We start from the raw sequence: 23,837 nt of genomic DNA, 5'->3' as shown, positions 1-23,837 counted from the left end.
CAACCGGATGCAGACATAAAACCAATACACGGGACTGCTCTTTCAAGGATTGAAAAATGGCAAAAGGTAAATTCACCCGCACCAAGCCGCACGTGAATGTGGGCACGATCGGTCACGTCGACCACGGCAAGACCACGCTGACGGCTGCGATCGCAACGGTGCTGTCGTCGAAGTTCGGCGGCGAAGCCAAGGCCTACGACCAGATCGACGCTGCGCCTGAAGAAAAGGCACGCGGCATCACGATCAACACCGCGCACGTCGAGTACGAAACGGCCAACCGCCACTACGCACACGTCGACTGCCCCGGCCACGCCGACTACGTGAAGAACATGATCACCGGCGCCGCCCAGATGGACGGCGCGATCCTGGTGTGCTCGGCCGCCGACGGCCCGATGCCCCAGACCCGTGAACACATCCTGCTGGCTCGCCAGGTGGGCGTGGGCTACATCATCGTGTTCCTGAACAAGTGCGACATGGTCGACGACAAGGAACTGCTCGAGCTGGTCGAGATGGAAGTCCGCGAACTCCTCGACAAGTACGAATTCCCCGGCGACGACACCCCCATCATCCACGGCTCGGCCAAGCTGGCCCTGGAAGGCGACAAGGGCGAACTCGGCGAAGGCTCGATCATGAAGCTGGCCGAAGCCCTGGACACGTACATCCCGACGCCCGAGCGCGCCGTGGACGGCACGTTCCTGATGCCCGTGGAAGACGTGTTCTCGATCTCGGGTCGCGGCACGGTGGTGACCGGCGCCGTCGAGCGCGGCGTGATCAAGGTCGGTGAAGAAATCGAAATCGTGGGCATCCGCCCGACGGTCAAGACCACCTGCACCGGCGTGGAAATGTTCCGCAAGCTGCTGGACCAGGGTCAAGCCGGCGACAACGTGGGCGTGCTGCTGCGCGGCACGAAGCGCGAAGAAGTCGAGCGCGGCCAGGTGCTGTGCAAGCCCGGCTCGATCAAGCCGCACACGCACTTCACCGCCGAGGTGTACGTTCTGTCGAAGGACGAAGGCGGCCGTCACACGCCGTTCTTCAACAACTACCGTCCGCAGTTCTACTTCCGCACGACGGACGTGACCGGCGCGATCGAGCTGCCCAAGGACAAGGAAATGGTCATGCCCGGCGACAACGTCAGCATCACCGTGAAGCTGATCGCTCCGATCGCCATGGAGGAAGGCCTGCGCTTCGCCATCCGCGAAGGCGGCCGCACCGTGGGTTCGGGCGTCGTGGCGAAGATCCTCGACCTGTAATCAAGACGGGAGCAAAGGAATCACCATGGCTACCAAGCAAAAGATCCGCATCCGCCTGAAGGCATTCGACTACAAGCTGATCGACCAGTCGGCCGCTGAAATCGTGGACACCGCAAAGCGCACCGGCGCGATCGTCAAGGGCCCCGTGCCCCTGCCGACCCGCATGAAGCGCTTCGACATCCTGCGTTCGCCGCACGTCAACAAGACGTCGCGCGACCAGCTGGAAATCCGTACGCACCAGCGCCTGATGGACATCGTCGACCCGACCGACAAGACCGTGGACGCGCTGATGAAGCTCGACCTGCCGGCTGGCGTGGACGTCGAAATCAAGCTGCAGTAATCCATTCGGCTTCGCGCCGCAAGTGCTGCAAAACCCGCCTGCAGAAATGCAGGCGGGTTTTGTGCTTTATGTCTCACGAATGTGGCATCCTCCCGTGCCGACGCCCGCCAATTTCCGAGGTGTCGGGTAGCTGAAGCGAGGGCAGCACAACTATGGGACAACGCATCTCTTTTTCGTCGGGCCTGGTTGCCTGTGTCGCGGCAGCGCTTCTGACTGCTTGCGGTGGCGGAGGAGGAGGGGGCGGCGGTGGCATCCCCTTGCTCCCTTTGATCCCGACGACACCGGTTGCGCTGAGCGGTACGGCCACCTACGAGTCGGTGCCCAACCCCAGCGGCCGCCTCGTGTACGCCGACACCACGGTCAAACCGGTGCGCGGTGCTTTTGTCGAAGTGCTCGATGCCGCCAGCGGCAACCAGCTTGCCACGACGGCCACCGACGAGAACGGGGCCTATTCGGTGAATGTCCAGGGCAACACGAACGTCATCGTGCGTGTGCGGGCCCAGCTGACCCGTACCGGCGCGCTCCCGACCTGGGACGTCACCGTCCGGGACAACACGCAGTCGAGCGCGATCTATTCCATGCAGTCCTCGGTGTTCTCCACGGGCAGCGCTGCGCTCACCCGTGACCTGCGCGCCGCCAGCGGCTGGGGCGGGTCGAGCTACACCGGTCAGCGCGTGTCGGGGCCGTTCGCCATCATGGACACGGTCTATACCGCGATGCAGAAGGTGATGACGGCCGCTCCGGCGACGGCATTCCCTTCGCTGAAGGTGTTCTGGAGCGTCAACAACACCAACTCCGGCGGCAGCATCGCGCTGGGGCAGATCGGCACCACCTTCTTCGTGGGCAGGAGTTCGGGCGCCGAGATCTACGTGCTCGGCAAGGAGAACGTGGATACCGACGAATTCGATGCGCCGGTGATTGCCCACGAGTGGGGCCACTATTACCAGGCCTCCTTCAGCCGCGACGACTCGACTGGCGGCGCGCACTCCACGAGCGAGCGCGTCGATCGCCGGCTGGCCTTCTCCGAAGGGTGGGGCAACGGCTGGTCGGGAATTGCGCTGGGGCGCAGCAACTATGTCGATTCGGGCGGGCCCGGCCAGGCGCAGGGCGGCAATCTCGATCTGACGAGAGGGCCGACGACCAATCCGGGCTGGTTCCGCGAATCCTCGATCCAGTCGATCTTCTGGAACCTGAACCAGCAGGTCGGGTTCAAGCCGATCCACGACACGATGACGAGCGCGCTGTTCAGGGGCGGCGCGCCGGTTACCTCGATTCACCCGTTCACTGCTGCTTTCAACGTGGTGGCGTCGGGCAATGCTCCGGCTTTGGCGACGCTGCTGGCGGGCCAGAGCATCAACGCCGCCTCCAACGATGCCTACGGCACGCAGGAAACCAACGGTGGCGGGTCGCCGACCGTGAACTACGTGTTGCCGATGTACAACCAGGCGACGGTCGGTGCGAGCACCTCGGCTTGCGTGACGAACGCAGAAGATCCCCAGCGCGACGGAAACAAGCTCGGCAGCTTCTCCTACCTGCGCTTCACGGCACCCGCGAGCCGCAGCTACCAGTTCGCGATCACCCCGCCTGCGGGCGCCAGCCCCAATTTCGTGATCTACAGGGGCGGGGTGGTGAGCCGGAACACCAATTCGGTCAACCTGTCGGCCGGCGACCATGTTCTGGTCGTCAATGATGTCAACAACTCCGGCGCAAACACCTGCTTCGGCGTGCTGATCCAATAAGCAGCAGCGAGGAAGTCCACCATGAACCTCCGTTCCAGTCCGATGATTGCCACCGCCGCTGCACTTCTGGCGCTCGCTGCCGCCTCGGCGTGCGCAGACGGTGCCCCCGGGCAGCGCGCGGCCAGTCAGGCCGCCGCTTCCCGCAATGCAGCACCCATGACGGCTGCGGCTCGCAAGCCCAATGATTCCGGCGTGGCGATCCAGTACAGGGTCGAGGGCGAGGCGCAGGTCGGGCGCTCTGTCGCCGTCGTTCTCCAGTTCGATGGCGTGAGCGATCCTGCCGGCGCTACCGCACGTTTGACGACCGATGCGGGCCTTTCCCTGGCGACGAGCAGCAGCCTTGCCTTGCCGGCAGGCCAGAGTACTACGGCCACCGCGCGTGTCACCGTCGACCGGGAAGGCCTTGCCTACCTGAACGTCTTCGTCACGCAGAACGGTGCCATGAGCATCGTCGCCATCCCCATCCAGACCGGGGCCGCTGCGCCCGCCATGAAGGCTGCGGGCGAGATGAAATCGTCGGCGGAGGGCGAGAAGATCATCTCGATGCCGGCCAAAGAGCCGAAATAGGCTCGAAAACGCCCCGAAAACAGGCCTCCGAGGCCTGAAAGCGCCGCAATGGCGGCACTTGCACCAGGCCCGCAGCGCGGGCTATAATCGCTGGCTCTGCCCTTGTTGCGCCCGCATGGGCGCTATGCGAGCAGAGATTTATCAACCTTCTTCCGCAGTTCGGGGAAGCCCGACAAACGCTGTCGCCAATTGAAGTGGCAGCGGCGAAGGAAGCTTCCATTTTTGGAGAAAACAAATGAGTCTGAGCAACTCCCTCGGGTTGCTGGGCCGCAAGGTGGGGATGATGCGTCTCTTCACCGATGACGGGGACGCAGTTCCCGTCACGGTGGTGGATGTGTCCAACAACCGCGTGACCCAGATCAAGTCCCAAGAGAACGATGGCTACGTCGCCCTGCAGGTGACGTTCGGTTCGCGCAAGGCATCGCGCGTGACCAAGCCCGAAGCCGGCCACCTCGCCAAGGCGGGTGTCGAAGCCGGTGAGATCATCCAGGAATTCCGCGTTACCGCCGATACCGCTGGTCAGCACAAGGCTGGCGGCGTGATCCCGGTGGCAAGCGTCTTCTCCGTGGGCCAGAAGGTGGACGTGCAGGGCACTTCCATCGGCAAGGGCTACGCTGGCACGATCAAGCGTCACAACATGAGCTCGCAGCGCGCGTCGCACGGTAACAGCCGTTCGCACAACGTGCCCGGCTCGATCGGTATGGCGCAAGACCCCGGTCGCGTGTTCCCCGGCAAGCGCATGACGGGCCACCTCGGCGACGTCACCCGCACCACGCAAAACCTCGACGTCTTCCGTATCGACGAAGCACGTCAACTGCTGCTCATCAAGGGCGCGATTCCGGGTGCCAAGGGTGGCTTCGTCACCGTGCGTCCCGCCATCAAGGCCAAGCCGCAGGCTGCCCAAGGAGCGAAGTAATGGAACTCGAACTCCTGAACGAACAAGGCCAGGCCGCGTCGAAGTACGACGCCCCCGAGACCGTGTTCGGCCGTGACTACAACGAAGACCTGGTCCACCAGATCGTCGTTGCGTTCCAGGCCAACGCACGCCAAGGCACTCGCGCCCAGAAGGACCGCGAGCAGGTCAAGCACTCGACCAAGAAGCCTTTCAAGCAAAAGGGAACGGGCCGCGCCCGTGCCGGTATGACTTCCTCGCCGCTGTGGCGCGGGGGCGGCCGGATCTTCCCGAACATGCCTGACGAAAACTTCTCGCAGAAGATCAACAAGAAGATGTACCGCGCCGGCATGGCGTCCATCTTCTCGCAGCTCGCTCGCGAAGGCCGTCTGGCCGTGGTCGACTCGATCAAGGTCGACTCGCCCAAGACCAAGCCGCTGGCAGCCCGTTTCAAGGCGATGAATCTCGAGTCCGTGCTCGTGATCGCCGAAGAAGTCGACGAAAACCTGTACCTTGCCTCGCGCAATCTGGTCAACGTTCTCGTGGTCGAACCCCGTTACGCCGACCCGGTGTCGCTGGTTCACTACAAGAAGGTGCTGGTCACCAAGGGTGCCGTCGACAAGCTCAAGGAGATGTTCGCATGAGCCGCGTGAACCCCACCGCCGCTGAACGTACGTTCGACGAAGGCCGACTGATGTCGGTGCTGGTCGCCCCGATCGTGTCCGAAAAGGCCACGATGGTCGGCGAGAAGTCGAACGCTGTCACTTTCAAGGTGTTGCAAGACGCCACCAAGCCCGAAATCAAGGCCGCCGTCGAACTGATGTTCAAGGTCGAAGTCAAGGGCGTGTCGGTGCTCAACACCAAGGGCAAGACCAAGCGCTTCGGCAAGTCCGTCGGCCGCCGCGACAACGTTCGCAAGGCCTATGTGACCCTGAAGGCCGGTCAAGAGCTCAACCTCGTCGGGGAAGGCGCTTAATCATGGCCGTCATCAAGATGAAACCCACTTCGCCGGGCCAACGCGGCGCGGTGAAGATCTCGCGTGACCACCTGTTCAAGGGTGCTCCTCACGCCCCCCTGCTGGAACCCCAGTTCCAGAAGGCCGGCCGCAACAACAACGGCCACATCACGATCCGTCATCGTGGCGGCGGTGCCAAGCACCACTACCGCGTCGTCGACTTCGTGCGCAACAAGGACGGCATCCCGGCCAAGGTCGAACGCATCGAATACGACCCGAACCGTACCGCCCACATCGCTCTGGTCTGCTACGCCGATGGCGAGCGCCGCTACATCATCGCCCCGCGCGGTCTGGAAGCCGGTGCAACGCTGCTGTCGGGCGCCGAAGCCCCGATCCGCGCCGGCAACACCCTGCCGATCCGCAACATTCCGGTGGGTTCGACGATCCACTGCATCGAACTGCAGCCCGGCAAGGGCGCGCAGATCGCCCGCTCGGCCGGTACCTCGGCCACGCTGCTGGCCCGTGAAGGCGTCTACGCCCAGGTCCGCATGCGTTCGGGCGAAGTCCGCCGCATTCACATCGAGTGCCGCGCGACCATCGGTGAAGTGGCGAACGAAGAGCACAGCCTGCGCCAGCTCGGCAAGGCCGGTGTGAAGCGTCACATGGGTATCCGCCCGACCGTCCGCGGCGTGGTGATGAACCCGATCGACCACCCGCACGGTGGTGGTGAAGGCCGTACCGGCGAAGGCCGTCATCCGGTCGACCCGTGGGGCAATCTGACCAAGGGTTATCGGACCCGCAACAACAAGCGCACGCAGGTATTCATCGTGTCGCGTCGCAAGAAGTAAGGGATAGCCAATGACTCGCTCTCTCAAGAAGGGTCCGTTCGTCGACCACCACCTCGTGGCCAAGGCCGACAAGGCCGTGACGACCAAGGACAAGAAGCCGATCAAGACCTGGTCGCGCCGCTCGATGGTTCTGCCCGAGTTCATCGGCCTGACCATCGCCGTGCACAACGGCAAGCAACACGTGCCTGTGTACATCACCGACCAGATGGTCGGCCACAAGCTCGGCGAATTTGCGCTCACCCGCACGTTCAAGGGGCACCCCGCGGACAAGAAAGTCCAGAAGAAGTAAGGAACGACCATGTCTGAAACACGTGCAGTCCTCCGCGGTGTCCGCCTGTCGGTCGACAAGGGCCGTCTGGTCGCTGACCTCATCCGCGGCAAGAAGGTCGATCAAGCGCTCAACATCCTGCAATTCACGCAGAAGAAGGCCGCTGTGATCGTGAAGAAGGTGCTCGAATCGGCTATCGCCAACGCCGAGCACAACGACGGTGCCGACATCGACGAACTGAAGGTCAAGACCATCTACGTCGAGCAAGGCGCCACGCTCAAGCGCTTCACGGCGCGCGCCAAGGGTCGCGGCAATCGCATCAGCAAGCCCACGTGCCATGTGTACGTGACGGTTGGCAACTAAGCCTGGAAGAAATATGGGACAGAAAATCCACCCAACCGGCTTCCGCCTGGCGGTTACCCGTAATTGGTCCAGCCGCTGGTACGCAAGCGACCGCGATTTCGCGGGCATGCTGGCCGAAGACATCAAGGTTCGCGAGTACCTGAAGAAGAAGCTGAAGAACGCTTCGGTCTCGCGCGTCATGATCGAGCGTCCCGCCAAGAACGCACGCATCACGATCTTCTCGGCTCGTCCGGGCGTCGTGATCGGCAAGAAGGGCGAAGACATCGAGAACCTCAAGCGCGAACTGGGCAAGCAGCTCGGTGTGCCGGTTGCGGTCAACATCGAAGAAGTGCGCAAGCCCGAAATCGATGCGCAGCTGATCGCCGACAGCATCACGCAGCAGCTCGAGAAGCGGATCATGTTCCGCCGCGCCATGAAGCGCGCCATGCAGAACGCCATGCGTCTGGGTGCCCTGGGCATCAAGATCATGTCGGCTGGCCGCCTGAACGGCATCGAAATCGCTCGTACCGAGTGGTATCGCGAAGGCCGCGTGCCGCTGCACACCCTGCGCGCCGACATCGACTACGGCACCTCCGAAGCCAAGACGACCTACGGCGTCATCGGCGTGAAGGTGTGGGTCTACAAGGGCGACACACTGGGTCGCAACGACCTGCCCGCCGTCGAGACGCCGCGTCCTGAAGAAGAACGTCGCCCGCGTGGTCCCCGCCGCGATGGCCGCCCCGGTGGCGACCGTCCGGGCAGCGACCGCCGTGGCCCCGGCCCGCGCGCCGGTGCCCGCGGCCCGATCGGTGGCAACACCGCTCCGGCCGATGGCAGCGACAAGCCCGCAGAAGCAACCGGCGGTGCCGGTGCAGACTCGAAACCCGCCGTTAAGCGCGTCCGCAAAGCCGCGCCCGCTGCAGCAGCGGACGGTGCCAAGGCCGAGTAATCGGTCGCTCCCGGGCGCGCAAGCGCCTGGGGCCCTCACGGAGTAACAAAACATGCTGCAACCTGCACGCAGAAAGTTCCGCAAGGAACAAAAGGGCCGCAACACCGGCATCGCAACCACGGGTAACTCGGTTGCGTTCGGTGACTTCGGTCTCAAATGCACCGACCGCGGCCGCCTGACGGCGCGCCAGATCGAAGCCGCTCGCCGCGCGATTTCGCGTCACGTGAAGCGCGGTGGCCGTATCTGGATCCGCGTGTTCCCCGACAAGCCGATCTCGACCAAGCCCGCAGAAGTGCGGATGGGTAACGGCAAGGGCAACCCCGAGTACTACGTCGCCGAAATCCAGCCCGGCAAGATCGTGTTCGAGATCGTCGGCGTGCCCGAAGAGCTCGCCCGCGAAGCGTTCCGCCTGGCTGCCGCCAAGCTGCCGCTGCGCACGACGTTCGTCGCTCGCCAGCTCGGCGCCTGAGAGGAGAACATCCATGGCAACACGTAAGAAGAAGGAAACCGCGGCTCCGGCCAAGGTGACGAAGGCCGCAACCCTGCGCACGAAGGACGTCGCAGGCCTGCAAGCCGAAATCAAGGATCTGCAGAAGGCCCACTTCGGCCTGCGCATGCAGAAGGCCACGCAACAGCTGTCGAACACCTCGACGCTGCGCGTGACCCGCCGCGACATCGCGCGCGCCAAGACCATTCTTGCCCAGAAGCAGCAAGAAGCCCAAGCCGCCAAGTAAGGAGTGAACATGACGGAAGCTAAAAAATCCCTCAAGCGCACCTTGATCGGCAAGGTGGTCAGCGACAAGCGCGCGAAGACCGTGACGGTGCTGGTCGAGCGTCGCGTGAAGCACGAGCTCTACGGCAAGATCGTGGCCAAGACGAGCAAGTACCACGCCCATGACGAAAAGGGCGAGTACAAGCTGGGCGACACCATCGAGATCACGGAAAGCCGTCCGATCTCGAAGACCAAGAACTGGGTCGTGACCCGTCTGGTCGAGAAGGCCGTCCTGGTCTGATCAATCATTGGAGTCCCCCAGGGGCATCCGATCCGGAAACGGCCCACAATGTGGGCCGTTTTTCTTTTTCAGGAGCACATTCAATGATCAAAGTCGGCGACACCCTTCCCTCGGCCACCCTGCAGGAATACTCCGAAGTCGAGGGCGAAGGCTGCAGCATCGGCCCGAACCCCGTGGACGTGGCCAAGGCGACGGCTGGCAAGACCATCGCGCTGTTCGCGCTGCCCGGCGCCTTCACCCCCACCTGTTCGGCCAAGCACGTGCCGGGCTATGTTCAGCACTTCGACGACTTCAAGGCCGCTGGCGTGGACGAGATCTGGTGCGTCAGCGTGAACGACGCCTTCGTGATGGGCGCCTGGGCGCGCGACCAGAAGACCGGCGCCAAGGTTCGCATGCTGGCCGACGGCAGCGCCGACTTCGCGAAGGCCACCGGCCTCACGCTCGACCTGACCGGGCGCGGCATGGGCCTGCGCAGCAACCGCTACTCGATGCTGGTGAAGGACGGCAAGGTCGCGACGCTGAACGTCGAGGCACCGGGCAAGTTCGAAGTGAGCGACGCCGGCACGCTGCTGGCCCAGGCCCGCGGCTGAGGCCGGCGGGTCAGAGATCTACTTTCAAGTAGTGAGCCCCGGCGACGGGGTTGTGATAGTAGGGCGGTACCTCCACGAAACCCAGGTCTTCGTAGAGCGCCCGGGCCGATTCCATGTCGTCGAGGGTGTCCAGCAGCACGCAGCCGTAACCCGCGCTGCGTGCGGCATCGAGGATCGCCTCGGCCAGCTGGCGGCCCAGCCCGAGGCCGCGGAAGCCGGGGCGCACGTACAGGCGCTTCATTTCCGCCGCGTTCGCGTAGTCCGCGTTGTCCAGCGGACGCAGCGCGCAGCACCCCGCCACATGGGCCAGCGTGCCGTCGGCGCGCTGCAGCGTCGGAGCCCGGCGTCCGGCGTCTTCCTTGACGTTCGCCGGATCGACCAGCGCAAGCAGCAGCGTGCCTCGCGGCTCGGCGTATTCGCCGGGCAACTGCGCCAGTTCGCCGTCGAAATCCTGGAAATCCAGGTCGATGCCCAGCGAAGCCGCGTAGTCACGGAAGATCGTGCGTGTCGCCTCGATCTCGTGGGCCTCTTCGGGGGTGAGCAGCACCACCGCCGGCATGGCCGACAGCGGCAGGGGGCGTGAAACAGAGAAGCTCATACGCGCAACGAGGAAATCCACCAGGCCACGCCCGCGCACAGCGCGAACAGCCCCAGCGCCAGCCAGCGCGAGGCCGCATCGTCGCGGCTGGGCGCCACCTGGCCGCTTTCGGAAGGGACCAGCTTGTCGCCCGATACCATCGGCCGCACCAGGCGGTGCCGCTTGATGAGCACGTAGAACAGCACGGCCAGCACATGCAGGCTCGCAAGGGCGATCACGATCCACTTGCCCTGCGCCTTGTGCCAGCCGGTGGCCATGCCAACGATTTCGCCGGAGACGAAGCGGGTGAGCGGCCCCGAGGCCGAGATCTCGTCGTCCGCCATCAGCCCGGTAGCGACTTGCAGCACCAGGATGGCCAGCACCGCGAACACCGACAGCGCGCCCAGCGGCGTGTGCCCGATCAGGTGGTCCGGATGCGCCCGGCCGCGCAGGTAGGCCGCCAGCGAGCCCGGCCCGTAGACGAAAGCCCCGAAGCGCGACCAGCGTCCACCCATGAAGCCCCAGAGCAGCCTGAAAAGCAGCAGCGCCAGGACCGTGTAGCCGATGCGGAAGTGCCACTCCATGGCCCCGTTCAGGCCGGTGCCGATCATGCCGACGACGGCGATGGCCAGCGCCCAGTGGAAAAGGCGCGTCGGCAGGTCCCAGACCCGGGTGCGGGCGCCGGGGCCGGAGGCCGCGCGAAAGGCGGCCACGGAGGTGTCGGTCATCGAGGAAGGCGCTGGGGGGCGCGGTGCTGCGGAAGGCGCAGATTAGCAAAGTCCGGGCCCCAGGCCGCTTCGGGTTGTTGCTATGCGGCCGGTACGGCCCGCCCCTACACTCGCCCGCAGCGCCGCGCACGATGGCGTTTTTTCCCCACACGAGGATCACCCATGAAACGATTCGCCTCCCTGGCCGTCGCAGCCGCCTGCGCGGCCATGTCCCTTCCCGCGGCCGCCCAGTTCGCCAAGCCCGAAGACGCCATCAAGTACCGCCAGAGCTCGCTGTTCGTGATGAGCCAGCACTTCGGCCGCCTCGGCGCCATGGCCAACGGCCGCGCGCCTTACGACGCAGCCGCCGCCGCGGCCAATGCCGAAGTGGTCGCCGACATGGCGAAGCTGCCCTGGGCAGGCTTCTCCGCCGGTGCCGAGGGCGGCAAGGCCAAGCCCGACATCTGGAAGGAAGACGCCAAGTTCAAGGAACGCCAGCAGAAGCTGGTCGAGGAAACCGGCAAGCTGGTGACCGCCGCCAAGGCCGGCAATCTCGATGCCCTCAAGGCCCAGTTCGGCCCGACCGCCGCGAGCTGCAAGGCCTGCCACGACAGCTTCCGCGCGCAGTAAGCAGCGGATCGCGACAGGACAAAAGCAAAAGGCGCCCTTTCGGGGCGCCTTTTTCGTTAGGGCTGGCGAGAGCTCAGGCTTCGGCCAGGAGTTTTTCGATGAGCTTGTGCAGCTCGGCGAAGTCCGGCTCGCCCACATAGCGCTTCACGATCTCGCCGCGCTTGTTGACCAGATAGGTGGTCGGCGTGAGCTTCACGTCGCCCCAGGCCTGCGCCACGCTGCCGGTGTTGTCGATCGCCACCTTGAACGGCAGCTTGCGTGTCTGGGCGAAATTGACGACGTAGCTCGGCGGGTCGTAGCTCATGGCCACCGCCAGCGTGTCGTAGCCCTGGGCCTTGTACTTGTCGTAGGTGGCGATGACCTTGGGCATCTCGCCCACGCAGGTCACGCAGCTGGTGGCCCAGAAGTTGACCAGGGTGACCTTGCCCTTCAGGTCCGCCGTGCTCTTCTGCGAGCCGTCCAGCAGCACGAAGGTGGAGGCGGGAGCGGCAGTGGCGCCGGAGCCGAGGTACACGCCCACGCCGGTGGCCAATGCGACGACGACAGCTGCTGCGGCGAGGTATTTTTTCATGGCTTGGTGCAAGAGAAGGGCGGCGCGATTTTAGTTCCGCGTGCCCGATCGTGCTGGCGACATCCCGACCGGCGTGCGCGGTTCGATAATCGCTGCCCCATGCCGTCGCCGTCCCCCGCCATTCCCCGCTCCAGGCTCACAGTGCTGGCCGCGGCAGTCCTGCTCGCAGCCTGCAGCCCCGCCTTCAACTGGCGCGAGGTGCCGATCGCCGGGGCTGGCCTGGTCGCGATGCTGCCCTGCAAGGCCGACCGCGCGACCCGCGCGCTGCCGCTGGGCACCGAATCGGTGCAGGTCGACATGACGGGCTGCGAAGCCGGCGGCGCGACATTCGCCATCGCGCATGCCTCCGCGAACGGCCCCGAGCAGGCCGAAGCCTGGCTGCGCGCCTGGCACACCGCCACGCGCGGGCAACTTGGCGAGGCGCAGGTGACGGAATCCGCCGCCAGCGTGCTGCGCGCAACGGCAGTACCTGCGCCGCTGCGCCTGGAAACACAGCCGCCGCAAAAAGGTACGGCCACGCCCCTGCAGGTGCTCTGGTTCGCCCAGTCGCAGAAAGACGGTTCGGTGGCGCTCTACCAGGCCACGGTGCTCGGCCAGCCTTCCTCGGCCGAGGCGTCGAAGACCTTCTTCGAGGGCCTCAGGCTTCCATGAGCGGCGGGCTCGCCCGCTATGGTTCCGATAGCTGCTGTGGCCAGACCGTCCGCACGGTCCTGTCCGTTTTCCGGGGCTGCCGCGTTATGTCGCATATCTACTTCCCCTGGGCGCCCCCGCATAATCGACGCGTCGTCCTCCCTTTTGCATGAACAGCATCCTCATCATCGCCCACGCTCCGTTCGCCCATGCGATGCGGCAGTGCGCGCTGCATGTGTTTCCCGACTGCGAACAGGCCATCGCCGCGCTCGACGTGCTGCCCAACGTGTCGCCCGAAGAAACGCTGGCGGCTGCGCGCATCACCCTCGCGCAGCAGCTGCACGCGCCGCGCTCGCAGGTGCTGGTGCTGGCCGACGTGTTCGGCGCCACGCCCTGCAACGTGGCGCAGAAGCTGGTGGACGGCGTCCGGTCGCGGCTGGTGGCGGGGGTCAATCTTCCGATGCTGCTGCGTGCCGTCACCTACCGGCACGAACCCCTGGAGACGCTGGTGCAGCGCGCCCTCGCGGGCGGCACCGCGGGCGTGATGCAGGTGGCGGTGGCGGCTCCCCAGAACCAGGCGAAAAGAAAGCACAGTGATCAAGAAATCCGTGACCATCAGCAATAAGCTGGGCCTGCATGCACGCGCATCGGCCAAGCTGACCAAGCTCGCAGGCAGCTTTCCCTGCGAGGTGTGGCTCTCCCGCGGCGACCGCCGCATCAACGCGAAGAGCATCATGGGCGTGATGATGCTGGCTGCCGGCCTGGGCTCCACCGTCGAGCTCGAAACCAACGGGCCGCAGGAAGACGAAGCGATGAACGCCATCGTCCAGCTCATGGACGACAAGTTCGGCGAAGGCGAATAAGGACCGTCCCATGACCTTCGCAGTCCACGGCCTCCCCGTTGCCCGTGGCATTGCCATCGGGCGCGCCGTGCTGGTGGTGTCGAGCCGCATCGACGTCGCCCACTACTTCATCAAGCCCGAAGAGATCGAGACCGAGATCGACCGCGTGCGCACCGCGCGCAACGCGGTGGCCGACGAGCTGGCCAAGCTGCAGGCCAACGTCGCGCAGATGGGCCCGAACGACGCGCCGCACGAGCTTGCGGCGCTGCTGGAGGTGCACCAGATGCTGCTGCAGGACGAAGCCCTGAGCGGTGGCGTCAAGCACTGGATCAGCGAGCGGCTCTACAACGCCGAGTGGGCGCTGACCACGCAGCTGGAGATCATCGCGCGCCAGTTCGACGAGATGGAGGACCCGTACCTGCGCGAGCGCAAGGCCGACCTCGAGCAGGTGGTCGAGCGCCTGCTGCATCGAATGAAAGGCACGGCCGCCGTGCTGGCGCCGAGCCCGCCGCGCCGCAAGCGCGCGGCCTCCGCTGACGATGACAACGACGACCCCACCGCAGGCGACGGCATCGACGTGCCGCTGGTGCTGATCGCGCACGATCTTTCGCCGGCCGACATGCTGCAGTTCAAGAAGAGCGTGTTCGCCGGCTTCGTCACCGACGTGGGCGGGCGCACCTCGCACACCGCCATCGTGGCGCGCAGCATGGACATCCCGGCCGTGGTCGGCGCGCGCACTGCGAGCCAGCTGGTGCGGCAGGACGACTGGGTCATCATCGACGGCGACGCCGGCGTGGTGATCGTCGATCCGTCGCCGATCATCCTGGCCGAGTACGGCTTCAAGCAGCGCCAGGGCGACCTCGAACGCGGCCGGCTCGCGCGGCTGCGCCACAAGCCCGCCGTCACGCTCGACGGCCAGCGCGTGGAGCTGCTGGCCAACATCGAGATGCCGGAAGACACCGTGGGCGCGGTCAAGGCCGGCGCGGTGGGTGTGGGCCTCTTTCGCAGCGAATTCCTCTTCATGGGCCGCGACACGGGCTCGCCCCAGACCCGGCTGCCCGACGAGGAGGAGCAGTACCAGGCCTACAGGCGCGCGGTCGAGGGCATGCAGGGCATGCCGGTCACCATCCGCACCATCGACGTGGGCGCCGACAAGCCGCTGGACAGCAAGTCGGCCAACAAGCAGGAGCACCTGAACCCGGCGCTGGGCCTGCGCGCCATCCGCTGGAGCCTGGCCGATCCGGCGATGTTCCTCACGCAGCTGCGCGCCATCCTGCGCGCGGCGGCGCATGGCGAAATCCATCTGCTCATCCCGATGCTCGCGCACGCGAGCGAAATCAGGCAGACGCTCTCGCTGATCGACTTCGCGCGCGCCGAACTCGACAACCGCGGCGCGGTGTACGGCCACGTGAAGCTCGGCGCCATGATCGAGATCCCGGCGGCCGCGCTCACGCTGCGCATCTTCCTCAAGCACTTCGACTTCCTGTCGATCGGCACCAACGACCTGATCCAGTACACGCTGGCCATCGACCGCGCCGACGAATCGGTGGCGCACCTCTACGACCCGGCGCATCCGGCCGTGCTGCGCCTGGTGGCCGACACCATCGCCGAGTGCCGCCGACAAGGCAAGGGCGTGGCCGTGTGCGGCGAAATGGCGGGCGACGTGGCCTTCACGCGCCTGCTGCTGGGCCTGGGCCTGCGCAGCTTCTCGATGCATCCCTCGCGCATCCTCGCGGTCAAGCAGGAGGTGCTGCGCGCCGACACCGGCAAGCTCGAGGCATGGGCAAAGAGCGTGCTCGACTCCGACGACCCCGCCGCCGCAATGGCTGGCTGACCGGCTGACGCCACGAGCGTACTTTTCACTCACCCCGCGGGTGAGTGAAAAGAAACGAAACACGCCGAAACTGCGGCGAAAGGACTTGCGGGGGGCCCGCAAGCACGATCAGGCCTTCTCTTCAACCACTGAAAGAAAGGCCTGAAATGAACTCCATCTCCTTTACCCAGATCGTCGCCGTCGCATCCTTCGCCATGCTCGCCGCAGCCGGCGCGAAGGCCGAAAGCTACGAGGGCGTGCAGCCCGCCGTGTCGGCCAAGAGCCGTGCCGAGGTCAACGCCGAAGCCATGCGCACCGCATCGGCGCCCGACCAGAACGTGGTGCGCGGCTCGCGCGGTGCCGAGACCATGGCCGTCTCGACCGAACGCGGGCGCATCGTCGCCGAAGCCGTGCGCGCTGCCGCCGCGCCTGACCAGAACGTGTCGGCGAGCTCGCGCGTGAACAGTCAGGTCATCTCGACCATGCCCAACCCCGTCGACGCACGCGCCTCGGCTGCCAACGCCAAGAGCAGCCGCCTCTAAGCAGGCCAGCTTGTCGCCACGCCTGTCGCCATAAAACGAAACACGCCGCAACCGCAGCGAGAGGACTTGGCCCGGTGCAATCCGCACCATGGAGCTTCCTCCTCAACACAACACCAGGAACACAAGGAATCGCCATGAAACACTGGATCAAACGCACTCTTTTTGGCTTCGCCGGCGCCGCCATGGTCGCGGGGAGCATTGCCGGCTGCAGCAGCTACCGCCACGGCTGGGGCGGCGACAGCGCCGAGTTCCGCACGAAGATGGTCGAGCGCGTGGGCAGCAAGCTCGAACTCGACGCGAGCCAGAAGCAGAAGCTCACCGTGCTGGCCGAGAAGCTGCAGGCGCAGCGTGAAGCCATGCGCGGCGCGGGCGGCTCTGGCGAGCCGCGCTCGCAGTTCAAGGCGCTGTTCGCGGGCAACAAGCTCGACCAGGCCGGTGCTGCCCGACTGATCGACGAGAAGACCACGGCCGTGCGCAACGGCAGCCCCGAGATCATCGCCGCCGCAGCGGACTTCTTCGACAGCCTGAACGCCGCGCAGCAGCAGAAGGTGCGCGATTTCATGGAACGAGGCGGCCACCGCTGGAGCCACCGTGGCTGAACCGGGCTCACCCCCAGGCTTCGCGCACTTCGTGTCGTTACGCCTCCCCCCTCTCCGGGGGCGACACCAGTGGCCCGGCGAAGCCGGTTCCACGGCGTCTCCCGAAGGGGGCGTAGCGGCGGCAGGCGGCGTGCGCACCCTGCTGCGCCTCGAAGGCGCCGTGGTGCTCGGCGTGGCGCTCGCCGCCTACGCGCAGTTCGGCGCAGGCTGGGGCGTGTTCGCGCTCTGGCTGCTCGCGCCCGATCTCTCGCTGCTGGGCTACCTCGCGGGCCCGCGCACGGGTGCGGCGCTCTACAACGCGGCGCACTCGTACGTCGGCCCGGTGCTGCTGCTGGCGCTCGGCGTGCTTGCGGGCATGCCGTGGGCGGTGGCCGGCAGCCTGATCTGGCTGGCCCACATCGGCATGGACCACGCGCTGGGCTACGGGCTCAAGTACGCGAGCGGCTTCGCCGCCACGCACCTGGGCCGCATCGGCAAGGCCGACCCATGGTGAGCGGCGATCCCACGGCTTCGCATGCCGTGCACGCGCCGGCCGCGCGCGCATGGATGCTGACCGAGGCGCTCACGCTGGGCCTCGCATCGATGGTGCACGCCGGGCTGCTCGTGCCCGGCTATGCGCACCCGGCGGCGCGCACGGCAGAGGCGGTGATCGCCACCGTGCTGGTGCTGGCTTCGGTGGAGACCTGGCTGCGCCCGCACCATGCGCGCCGCGCGGCCATCTTCGGTCAGGGCTTCGCGCTGCTGGGCACGTTGGTCGGCCTCGGCACCATCATCGCGGGCATCGGCCCGCGCACGGTGCCCGACGTGGTCTACCACGCGCTGCTGCTTTCCATCCTCGTGACGGGCCTGACCTGGGCGGTGCGATGCCGGCGGGTCTGATGGTCAGCGAGGTCATTCGCCACTTTCTCGTCCGGAGGCACAATCCCGCCATGCCGCGCATCCTGCTGATCGACGACGACGAGCATCTCGCCGCGCCGCTGACCACCTACTTCGCACGCTTCGGCTGCACGCTCGAAAGCGCCGTGCGCCCGAGCGAAGGGCTGGCCAGGCTGCGCGCGGGCACCTACGACGCGGCCATCCTCGACGTGATGCTGCCCGAGATGGACGGCTTCGCGCTGTGCCGCGAGATCCGCAAGGAAAGCGACATTCCCATCGTGATGCTCACCGCCCGCGGCGAAGTGATGGACCGCGTGGTCGGGCTGGAGCTCGGCGCCGACGACTACGTGCCCAAGCCCTTCGAGCCGCGCGAACTGGTGGCGCGCGTGCAGACCATCCTGCGCCGCCAGCGCAGCACGCCGCAGGCGTCAGCCAGCGGCACGCAGTACCGCGTGTTCGACGGCCTGTCGATCGACCTCGACCGGCGCCAGGTGCTGCGCCACGGCGAGCGCGTGGAGCTCACCGGCACCGAGTTCGAGCTGCTCGCGCTGCTGGCGGCCGAGCCGGGCAAGGTGTTCAGCCGAGACGACATCCTCAACCGCCTGCGCGGGCACGAGGCCGAGCTCTACACGCGCGCGGTCGACATCGTGGTGAGCCGCCTGCGCAAGAAGCTCGAGCCGCTGGATTGCATCAAGACGCTGCGCAACGCGGGCTACGCGCTGGCCGTCGCCCGCAGCGAACCTGCATGAATTTCGGCCGAAGCAGGGAGTCCCGCAGGATGCGGTGGCGCGGCGAGGAATGCCGCGACGAGATGACGCGCGGCGACTGGCACGCCAAGTGGCACGCGCGCTGGAACGAGAAGGTGCAGGGCAAGCGCCGCTGGCGGCGTTCGCTGCGCGTGCGGCTGGTGCTGATGTTCGTGCTGCTCGCGCTGGTGATGGCGGCCGTCTTCATGGGCGGCATGAAGAAGTCGTTCTCCACCGGCTGGGCCGAGGCCGCCAAGCCGATGCTGACCGACTACGCCGACCGCCTGGTCGCCGAGATCGGCACGCCGCCCGACGTGGCGCGCGCGCAGGCGCTGGTGGCGCGGCTGCCGATCACCATCCGCATCGTGGGCCCCAAGGTCAACTGGGACTCCAACCCCGGCGGCGCCAGCAGCCCCGGCGGCTGGATGCACGACCGCGAAGACGTCTTCGGCGGCGACAAGTGGTTCATCCGCCCCACGGCCGACGGCCACCGCGTGATCTTCGGCTGGTCGCCCAAGCTCTGGCAGCTCGCGCCGCGCGTCATCGGCTGGGCCACGCTGGGCCTGCTGCTGTCTTGCGTGCTGCTGGGCTACGCCTACGTGAGCCGTCTGCTGCGCCCGCTGATCGACATCCGCGAGGGCGCGCAGCGCTTCGGCCGCGGCGAGTTCACGCAGCCCATTCCGATCCGCCGCAACGACGACCTCGGCGACCTTGCCGAGCGCATCAACACCATGGCCGAGGACATCCAGGCCATGCTCGACGCCAAGCGCGGGCTGCTGCTGGCGCTGAGCCACGAACTGCGCTCGCCGCTCACGCGCGCGCGCCTGAACGCCGAGCTGCTGCCGACCACGCCCGAGGGGCAGGCCGAGCGCGACGCGCTGCTGCGCGACCTTAACGAGATGCGCGACCTCATCAGCGACCTGCTCGAAAGCGAGCGCCTCGCCAGCCCGCACGTGGCGCTGCAGCGCGAACCGGTCGACCTGGCGGCGCTGATCCGCGAGATCGTGGCCGAGATGCCAGGAGCGGAGCATGTGCATCTCGACCTGGCCGAGGGCCTGCCGCCGCACGCGGTGGACCGCATGCGCATCCGGCTGCTGGTGCGCAACCTGCTGGACAACGCGCTGCGCTACAGCGCCGACGCGCCCCGGCCGCCCTGCGTGTCGCTGCGCGCGGTGCTCGACGGCAGCAGCCAGGGCGCCGAGATCGAGGTGCGCGACCACGGCCCCGGCGTGGACGACGAGCAGCTCGAGCGCCTGACAGAGCCCTTCTACCGCACCGACGGCGCCCGGGCGCGCGCCACCGGCGGCGTGGGCCTGGGCATGTACCTGTGCCGGCTGATCGCCGAGGCGCACGGCGGCAAGCTCACGGTGCGCAACGCGCAGCCGGGGTTGCGGATCGTCGTCAGGCTGGCCTAGGGCCTGTTCACACTATTTCCGGGGTCGCGTTGGCGCTCCAAGGGGCTGGCTGCAAGGCGCCCGTGCGCAGCAAGGCTTTCGCCTCGCAAGCGCGGGCAACGCCGCAGACGGCCCCTTGGAGCGCCAACCCTGCGGGAAGGGCAGCCAGGGCGGGCCACTCGGCGTTGCGCTCCTAGCGTGTGCGCATGCACACGCGTCGTCACGCGCCTTGATTGGCCCGCCCTGGCTGCCCTTCGCGACCCCGGAAATAGTGTGAACAGGCCCTAGCCGGGGGCGAAAGGCGCGCTGTCGCCTGCGCTACCTGCCCGCCCCGGGGGCGCCGCTACGATGCGCCTGCGCGCCAGCGCCCCCTCATTCAAGGTCAAGGAGACAGACGCCATGAGCACCCCACTCACCAACCATCAGGTCCGCCTCGCCAAGCGCCCCGAGGGCACGGCCACCCGCGAGAACTGGAAGTTCACCACCGAGCCCGTCGGCGAACCGGCCGAGGGCGGCGTGCTCGTCAAGACGCTGTCGCTGTCGCTCGACCCCGCCATGCGCGGCTGGCTCAACGACGCCAAGAGCTACATCCCGCCCGTGGGCATCGACGAAGTGATGCGCGCCGGCGGCGTCGGCCGCGTCATCGCCTCGAAGAACCCGCAGTTCGCCGTGGGCGACACCGTCTACGGTACGCTGGGCGTGCAGGAATACATCCTCATCCCCGAAGACCAGATCAAGCGCAACGGCTTGGTGAAGATCGACCTGCGCGTGGGCACCATCACCCAGTGGCTCAACGTGCTGGGCATGCCCGGCATGACCGGCTACTTCGGCCTGATGGACGTGGGCATGCCCAAGCCAGGCGAGACGGTGGTGGTTTCCGGCGCGGCCGGCGCCGTCGGCCAGACGGTGGGCCAGCTGGCCAAGATCAAGGGCTGCCGCGTGGTCGGCATCGCCGGCGGCCAGGCCAAGTGCGACTGGGTTGTGAAGGAGCTCGGCTTCGACGCCTGCATCGACTACAAGGCCGGCGCCGCCGCGGTGCGCGAGGGCCTGAAGACGCACTGCCCGAAGGGCGTGGACATCTACTTCGACAACGTCGGCGGCGAGATCCTCGACATGGTGCTGGCGCGGCTCGCGCGCAAGGCCCGCATCATCATCTGTGGCGCCATCAGCCAGTACAACAACGCCAACAGCATGCCCTCGGCTGGCCCGAAGAACTACCTGAGCCTGCTGGTGAATCGTGCCCGCATGGAAGGCATCGTGGTATTCGACTACGCCGACAGGTACCACATCGCCATCGCCGAGATGGCCGGTTACCTGAAAGATGGGCGCATGAAGAGCAAGGAAGACGTCGTGAAGGGCCTCGATACCTTCCCCGAGTCGCTCAACAAGCTCTTCGCGGGCGAGAACTTCGGCAAGCTGGTGCTGCAGGTCGCCGAAGACTAGGCGCGGGGCGGGCCGCCGGAGGGCCGCCGCGGCTCAGCCCAGGTCGGGACGCATCGGGATGTCGCCCAGCGCGTCGTCCTCGCGCAGGCCGCGCGCGGCCTTCAGCAACTCGATCGACAGGCCGTCGCCATGGCCCGCGAAGCCCCGGGCGATGCCCTCGAGCACCGTCGACAGGCCGGCTTCGCCGTCGCTGCGCGCATCCATGCTGATGTTGAGCACCCGGGCCGCCATCTGGCGGTAGGTGACGGCGCCCGCGCCCTCCAGCGCGGCCACCAGGTCGAGGTACAGCGCCAGGTTCAGGTCGAACACCAGCTTTGGCGTGATCTCGAAATCCCTGTTCTTGTCGTCCATGTGGGTTGGCTCCTTTTTCCTGAGCCTCCACTCTAGCCAGAAAAGATGAAGGCGCGCCGTCGGATACAGCCTGATTCAGCACGCAGGCATCACCGTGATCACCGCGATCAGCGTGCGCGCGTGCCCATGATCGCCGCCGAGATGATCAGCCAGGCCGCCAGCGCGATGGTCCAGGTCAGCGGCCGGCCCGTCACCAGCAGCAGCAGCGCCGTCGAGCCCAGCGGGGTGATGTAGCTCAGGATGCCGATCTGTCGCGCGTCGCCGCGCTTGAGCGCCATGTCCCACACGAAGAAGGCCGCGCCCAGCGGGCCGAGGCCGCACAGCGCGAGCAGCAGCCAGTCACGGGCCGTCAGCGACACCGAGGGCTCCAGCACCGCATGGCAGGCCAGCGCGAGCGCCCCCGAAACCAGCCCGAAGAGGCCGATCGCCGAGGTCGGGAAGGCCGGCACGCGCTTCGTCCACAGCGAATAGCTCGCCCAGACGAAGGCCGAGGCCAGCGCCGGCACGAAGCCCCAGTACCCCGCGGCGGAAGCGGCGCCGCCACCGCCCGCGCCCAGGATCGCCGCCGCCGCGCCGCCAAAACCCAGCAGCCCCGCCACCAGGTGCAGCGGCCGCAGCGACACGCCCGGCAGCAGCACCGGCGCCAGCACCACCATCAGCAGCGGCCAGAGGTAATTGACCAGGTTGGCCTCGACCGGCGGCGCGTAGCGCAGCGCGATGAACAGCAGGAAGTGATAGCCGAAGAGCCCGTAGATGCCCAGCGCCAGCGTGCGCGGCGGCACTTTCCAGGCAGTGCGGTCGCGCAGCACCAGCGGCCAGCTCGGTACGCTGCCGATGATGAGCGCGAGGCCCGTGAGCAGAAAAGGCGGCAGGTGCGACAGGGCCGTGCCCAGCGAGGCGAGCGTGGTCCACAGGGCGATGGCGATCAGTGCGTAGGCGGTCGATGGCATGGATGGCGAGGCTACGCGATGCGGTCGTCGCGCAATGACGGTCCGTCGTCGAGAAACGACGGTCTTTCGATCAGGAAAAGGGACTCAGCGCCGCAAGGCGGCCGTAAGGGCGGAAGGCGAGCGGTAGCCCGTGCGCCGCGCTGTCTCCGCCACGCTCATGCCGCCCAGCCTCAGCTCGCGCGCATGCGCCAACCGCAGCGAGCGCAGCCATTGCATCGCGCCCATGCCCTGCTCGTCGCGGCAGCGCTGCGCGAACTGGCTGGGGCTCAGGCAGGCGACCTGGGCCAGGTCGGCCACGCTCAAGGGCTCGTGCCAGCGGGCACGGGCCCAGTCGGCGAGCAAGGACCAGTCGATGCGGCGGCGCGACGCCGACGACGATGCCGGTGCGGGGCTCCAGGCCTCCAGGAGCAGCGCCGGCCCGTGCTGCAAGGCCAGGGCCGAGGTTCGCGGCTGCTTCATGCATTGCGCCAGGTAACGCGCCAACGCGTGCAGTTGTGCCGAATCGGGCGGCGCGCGTTCGGCGCAGCGGGCCCATGCCGGCTGCGTGGTGTCGAGCACCAGGCACACCGCGCCATGCCTGCGCGCGCTGAAATCGTGCCGGTCGCCCGGTGCGACCACCTGCGCTTCGCCCGCGGCGATGCCGGCGCCCCGGCCTTCCACCTCGATATCGAGCACGCCGTCGAGACCGATCAGCACCTGGAAATGGTCGTGCGCATGGCTGCCGTGCGAGTGGCCGTAGTCGCGCAGGGCGAGTTCATGGCGAGGCGGCAGGGATGAACCGAAAACAGGCATGGGCAGTCGAGGATTGTCCGCGCAGCTCCCGCAATGCCACAAGCGGCATCAGCTTCCGTCGGCGTCCCGCAGCGCCTGAGCGTTGACCCGCACGGCCTCGACCACACGCCCCTGGCCTGTCGCCAGCGGCTGCGTGCGGCCCTCGGCCCACACCCTGTCTCCGACCTTCAGCGCCAGCCGCGCATGGCCGTCGGGCTTCGTGTGGATGAAGTCGCCGGTGTCCAGCACCACGCCGTTGGCCTCTCCGTGGCGCGCATAGTTGAAGCGCACCACGATGCCTTCGATGCGTTCATCGGCCCGCGCATGCCGGGGCGGTTCGCCGTCGACCGAGGCCAGCCGCTCGAAGCGGTAAACCGTGTGTTCGCTCTCCGCCTTGGGCGAGGGGCCCGCTTCGATGCCCTCGATCACCAGCGCCTGGCCCACCTTCAGGCTCTCGAAGGCGCGCGCGGCGTCTTCGTCGTGGCGGTCGAACACGAACTGCGTGGGCACGCCGTCGGTGTCGATCAGCACGCCCTCGATGCTGCCCCTGGGGCTGTAGATCAGTTGCTGGAAGCGGCCTTCGACGGACCAGACGTCGAGGGTGCCGTGGGATTCATGATGACTTGGCATGGAATGTCCTTT

At 67.0% G+C, this 23,837-nt stretch carries 34 protein-coding genes; 27 read left to right on the top strand and 7 right to left on the bottom strand.

From position 1 onward, the window contains the following. The first annotated feature begins 56 nt into the window (after window positions 1-56). The 15 genes from tuf (at window position 57) to ABL843_RS28855 (ending at window position 9,753) form a co-directional block, all read left to right on the top strand. Window positions 57-1,250 (top strand): elongation factor Tu, encoded by a 1,194-nt coding sequence (gene tuf / locus ABL843_RS28925; RefSeq protein ID WP_093210122.1) that lies wholly within the window; start codon window positions 57-59, stop codon window positions 1,248-1,250. Window positions 1,251-1,275: 25 nt separating this feature from the next. Further along, a complete protein-coding gene (gene rpsJ, locus ABL843_RS28920; RefSeq protein ID WP_007838118.1) occupies window positions 1,276-1,590 on the top strand; it encodes a 30S ribosomal protein S10 in 315 nt (104 codons plus the stop codon). Window positions 1,591-1,931: 341 nt separating this feature from the next. Next, window positions 1,932-3,329 carry a hypothetical protein gene (locus ABL843_RS28915; protein WP_418118220.1) on the top strand — a complete coding sequence of 466 codons (1,398 nt, stop codon included), beginning with the start codon at window positions 1,932-1,934 and terminating at the stop codon, window positions 3,327-3,329. A 21-nt stretch (window positions 3,330-3,350) separates the two neighbouring features. Further along, window positions 3,351-3,896, top strand: coding sequence for a hypothetical protein (locus ABL843_RS28910; RefSeq protein WP_418118219.1), 546 nt, complete (start codon window positions 3,351-3,353; stop codon window positions 3,894-3,896). 235 nt (window positions 3,897-4,131) lie between these two features. Further along, complete coding sequence (rplC, locus tag ABL843_RS28905) at window positions 4,132-4,812, top strand: 50S ribosomal protein L3 (RefSeq protein WP_126025408.1); 681 nt, start codon at window positions 4,132-4,134, stop codon at window positions 4,810-4,812. Beyond that, on the top strand, window positions 4,812-5,432 hold the full coding sequence (rplD, locus tag ABL843_RS28900; protein WP_019657681.1) for a 50S ribosomal protein L4: 621 nt from the start codon (window positions 4,812-4,814) through the stop codon (window positions 5,430-5,432). The genes rplC and rplD overlap by 1 nt, the downstream gene beginning before the upstream one ends. Next, window positions 5,429-5,764, top strand: coding sequence for a 50S ribosomal protein L23 (rplW, locus tag ABL843_RS28895; protein WP_126025407.1), 336 nt, complete (start codon window positions 5,429-5,431; stop codon window positions 5,762-5,764). Before rplD ends, rplW begins: the two co-directional genes overlap by 4 nt. A gap of 2 nt (window positions 5,765-5,766) precedes the next feature. Continuing rightward, complete coding sequence (gene rplB / locus ABL843_RS28890) at window positions 5,767-6,591, top strand: 50S ribosomal protein L2 (RefSeq protein ID WP_126025406.1); 825 nt, start codon at window positions 5,767-5,769, stop codon at window positions 6,589-6,591. 10 nt (window positions 6,592-6,601) lie between these two features. Continuing rightward, entirely contained in the window at window positions 6,602-6,880 is a 279-nt protein-coding gene (gene rpsS / locus ABL843_RS28885; RefSeq protein ID WP_007838132.1) for a 30S ribosomal protein S19, read from the top strand. Between the two features lie 9 nt (window positions 6,881-6,889). Beyond that, complete coding sequence (gene rplV, locus ABL843_RS28880) at window positions 6,890-7,222, top strand: 50S ribosomal protein L22 (RefSeq protein ID WP_019657678.1); 333 nt, start codon at window positions 6,890-6,892, stop codon at window positions 7,220-7,222. Between the two features lie 13 nt (window positions 7,223-7,235). Further along, window positions 7,236-8,150, top strand: coding sequence for a 30S ribosomal protein S3 (gene rpsC, locus ABL843_RS28875; RefSeq protein ID WP_126025405.1), 915 nt, complete (start codon window positions 7,236-7,238; stop codon window positions 8,148-8,150). Window positions 8,151-8,202: 52 nt separating this feature from the next. Further along, window positions 8,203-8,619, top strand: coding sequence for a 50S ribosomal protein L16 (gene rplP, locus ABL843_RS28870; protein WP_007838137.1), 417 nt, complete (start codon window positions 8,203-8,205; stop codon window positions 8,617-8,619). Window positions 8,620-8,674: 55 nt separating this feature from the next. After that, window positions 8,675-8,884: a 50S ribosomal protein L29 gene (gene rpmC / locus ABL843_RS28865; RefSeq protein WP_026346743.1), complete on the top strand. Its 210-nt coding sequence runs from the start codon at window positions 8,675-8,677 to the stop codon at window positions 8,882-8,884. A gap of 9 nt (window positions 8,885-8,893) precedes the next feature. Further along, window positions 8,894-9,163, top strand: coding sequence for a 30S ribosomal protein S17 (rpsQ, locus tag ABL843_RS28860; protein ID WP_015867662.1), 270 nt, complete (start codon window positions 8,894-8,896; stop codon window positions 9,161-9,163). A gap of 83 nt (window positions 9,164-9,246) precedes the next feature. Further along, complete coding sequence (locus ABL843_RS28855; protein WP_126025404.1) at window positions 9,247-9,753, top strand: peroxiredoxin; 507 nt, start codon at window positions 9,247-9,249, stop codon at window positions 9,751-9,753. 10 nt (window positions 9,754-9,763) lie between these two features. On the opposite strand, the gene ABL843_RS28850 is transcribed toward ABL843_RS28855, so the two are convergent. Together ABL843_RS28850 and ABL843_RS28845 are read right to left on the bottom strand one after the other, a co-directional pair. After that, the gene (locus ABL843_RS28850) at window positions 9,764-10,351 is read right to left on the bottom strand and encodes a GNAT family N-acetyltransferase (protein ID WP_126025403.1); all 588 of its coding nucleotides are present in this window, start codon (window positions 10,349-10,351) and stop codon (window positions 9,764-9,766) included. Beyond that, window positions 10,348-11,058: a cytochrome b/b6 domain-containing protein gene (locus ABL843_RS28845; RefSeq protein WP_369660555.1), complete on the bottom strand. Its 711-nt coding sequence runs from the start codon at window positions 11,056-11,058 to the stop codon at window positions 10,348-10,350. Before ABL843_RS28845 ends, ABL843_RS28850 begins: the two co-directional genes overlap by 4 nt. A 162-nt stretch (window positions 11,059-11,220) precedes the next feature. Here ABL843_RS28845 and ABL843_RS28840 point away from each other — a divergent pair, with 162 nt between their 5' ends. Continuing rightward, window positions 11,221-11,667, top strand: coding sequence for a c-type cytochrome (locus ABL843_RS28840; RefSeq protein ID WP_418118218.1), 447 nt, complete (start codon window positions 11,221-11,223; stop codon window positions 11,665-11,667). A gap of 73 nt (window positions 11,668-11,740) precedes the next feature. Here the strand turns inward: ABL843_RS28840 and ABL843_RS28835 are convergent, their stop codons facing one another. After that, window positions 11,741-12,238, bottom strand: coding sequence for a TlpA disulfide reductase family protein (locus tag ABL843_RS28835; protein ID WP_126025400.1), 498 nt, complete (start codon window positions 12,236-12,238; stop codon window positions 11,741-11,743). Window positions 12,239-12,337: 99 nt separating this feature from the next. Here ABL843_RS28835 and ABL843_RS28830 point away from each other — a divergent pair, with 99 nt between their 5' ends. The 11 genes from ABL843_RS28830 (at window position 12,338) to ABL843_RS28780 (ending at window position 21,123) form a co-directional block, all read left to right on the top strand. Continuing rightward, a complete protein-coding gene (locus tag ABL843_RS28830) occupies window positions 12,338-12,889 on the top strand; it encodes a hypothetical protein (protein ID WP_418118217.1) in 552 nt (183 codons plus the stop codon). A 148-nt stretch (window positions 12,890-13,037) separates the two neighbouring features. Next, the gene (locus ABL843_RS28825) at window positions 13,038-13,493 is read left to right on the top strand and encodes a PTS sugar transporter subunit IIA (RefSeq protein ID WP_126025398.1); all 456 of its coding nucleotides are present in this window, start codon (window positions 13,038-13,040) and stop codon (window positions 13,491-13,493) included. Continuing rightward, on the top strand, window positions 13,462-13,731 hold the full coding sequence (locus ABL843_RS28820; RefSeq protein ID WP_184642140.1) for an HPr family phosphocarrier protein: 270 nt from the start codon (window positions 13,462-13,464) through the stop codon (window positions 13,729-13,731). Before ABL843_RS28825 ends, ABL843_RS28820 begins: the two co-directional genes overlap by 32 nt. Before the next feature lie 10 nt (window positions 13,732-13,741). Further along, on the top strand, window positions 13,742-15,544 hold the full coding sequence (gene ptsP, locus ABL843_RS28815) for a phosphoenolpyruvate--protein phosphotransferase (protein WP_184642139.1): 1,803 nt from the start codon (window positions 13,742-13,744) through the stop codon (window positions 15,542-15,544). Window positions 15,545-15,690: 146 nt separating this feature from the next. After that, complete coding sequence (locus ABL843_RS28810; protein WP_369660558.1) at window positions 15,691-16,065, top strand: DUF4148 domain-containing protein; 375 nt, start codon at window positions 15,691-15,693, stop codon at window positions 16,063-16,065. Window positions 16,066-16,199: 134 nt separating this feature from the next. Beyond that, window positions 16,200-16,664, top strand: coding sequence for a Spy/CpxP family protein refolding chaperone (locus ABL843_RS28805; RefSeq protein WP_418118216.1), 465 nt, complete (start codon window positions 16,200-16,202; stop codon window positions 16,662-16,664). 130 nt (window positions 16,665-16,794) lie between these two features. Next, the gene (locus tag ABL843_RS28800) at window positions 16,795-17,157 is read left to right on the top strand and encodes a DUF4260 domain-containing protein (RefSeq protein ID WP_418118214.1); all 363 of its coding nucleotides are present in this window, start codon (window positions 16,795-16,797) and stop codon (window positions 17,155-17,157) included. Continuing rightward, on the top strand, window positions 17,151-17,543 hold the full coding sequence (locus ABL843_RS28795) for a hypothetical protein (protein ID WP_418118212.1): 393 nt from the start codon (window positions 17,151-17,153) through the stop codon (window positions 17,541-17,543). The genes ABL843_RS28800 and ABL843_RS28795 overlap by 7 nt, the downstream gene beginning before the upstream one ends. A 50-nt stretch (window positions 17,544-17,593) precedes the next feature. Beyond that, window positions 17,594-18,289: a response regulator transcription factor gene (locus ABL843_RS28790; protein WP_369660562.1), complete on the top strand. Its 696-nt coding sequence runs from the start codon at window positions 17,594-17,596 to the stop codon at window positions 18,287-18,289. Between the two features lie 29 nt (window positions 18,290-18,318). After that, window positions 18,319-19,701 (top strand): HAMP domain-containing sensor histidine kinase, encoded by a 1,383-nt coding sequence (locus ABL843_RS28785; RefSeq protein ID WP_126025391.1) that lies wholly within the window; start codon window positions 18,319-18,321, stop codon window positions 19,699-19,701. Window positions 19,702-20,079: 378 nt separating this feature from the next. After that, entirely contained in the window at window positions 20,080-21,123 is a 1,044-nt protein-coding gene (locus tag ABL843_RS28780; RefSeq protein WP_369660564.1) for an NADP-dependent oxidoreductase, read from the top strand. A gap of 33 nt (window positions 21,124-21,156) precedes the next feature. On the opposite strand, the gene ABL843_RS28775 is transcribed toward ABL843_RS28780, so the two are convergent. The 4 genes from ABL843_RS28775 to ABL843_RS28760 all read right to left on the bottom strand — a co-directional run bounded on the left by ABL843_RS28775 (window position 21,157) and on the right by ABL843_RS28760 (window position 23,825). Continuing rightward, window positions 21,157-21,474: a hypothetical protein gene (locus ABL843_RS28775; protein WP_126025389.1), complete on the bottom strand. Its 318-nt coding sequence runs from the start codon at window positions 21,472-21,474 to the stop codon at window positions 21,157-21,159. 107 nt (window positions 21,475-21,581) lie between these two features. Then, entirely contained in the window at window positions 21,582-22,424 is an 843-nt protein-coding gene (locus ABL843_RS28770; protein ID WP_418118211.1) for a DMT family transporter, read from the bottom strand. A gap of 84 nt (window positions 22,425-22,508) precedes the next feature. Beyond that, window positions 22,509-23,216 carry a helix-turn-helix transcriptional regulator gene (locus ABL843_RS28765; RefSeq protein WP_184642130.1) on the bottom strand — a complete coding sequence of 236 codons (708 nt, stop codon included), beginning with the start codon at window positions 23,214-23,216 and terminating at the stop codon, window positions 22,509-22,511. Between the two features lie 48 nt (window positions 23,217-23,264). Beyond that, entirely contained in the window at window positions 23,265-23,825 is a 561-nt protein-coding gene (locus ABL843_RS28760) for a hypothetical protein (RefSeq protein WP_418118209.1), read from the bottom strand. Window positions 23,826-23,837: the final 12 nt, after the last annotated feature.

The organism is Variovorax sp. 350MFTsu5.1 (assembly GCF_048302515.1).
GTDB lineage: Bacteria > Pseudomonadota > Gammaproteobacteria > Burkholderiales > Burkholderiaceae_C > Variovorax > Variovorax guangxiensis.
The sequence above is the reverse complement of the archived record's forward strand: the minus strand, read 5'-3'. Positions and strand labels throughout refer to the sequence as shown.